This window comes from Zoogloea sp. LCSB751 (assembly GCF_002028455.1).
Lineage (GTDB): Bacteria > Pseudomonadota > Gammaproteobacteria > Burkholderiales > Rhodocyclaceae > Zoogloea.
On sequence record NZ_MWUM01000238.1, the window covers coordinates 1 to 267 of the forward strand.

Annotated in this window: 1 pseudogene; it reads left to right on the plus strand. The window is 48.7% G+C overall.

The window, feature by feature from the left end:
• Positions 1-267 (plus strand): annotated as a pseudogene (locus B4920_RS26480) (hypothetical protein); the annotation flags it as partial.

Consider the following 267-nt stretch of genomic DNA (forward strand, 5'->3'; position numbering starts at 1 on the left):
TTTTCAAAATATGGAGCAAGCTAAGGTCACTATTCGCCGCACGCTGGCAAAATATCTTGATGCAGCCAACTTCCCCGGCGGCAATAGTGAGGCGGATCCAACTCAAGAAGCGATTGAGATTTGGTATGTCGATAAAAAGGTCAACGAGGATAATGTCGCCGTTACCTTTGAGCTGTCTAACCCTGCCGACCTTTCTGGCTATAAAATCGGCCGACAAATGACAGCCTATTGTTACTGGTGTCAGCGTGGCGAATATCGAGGCGCGGA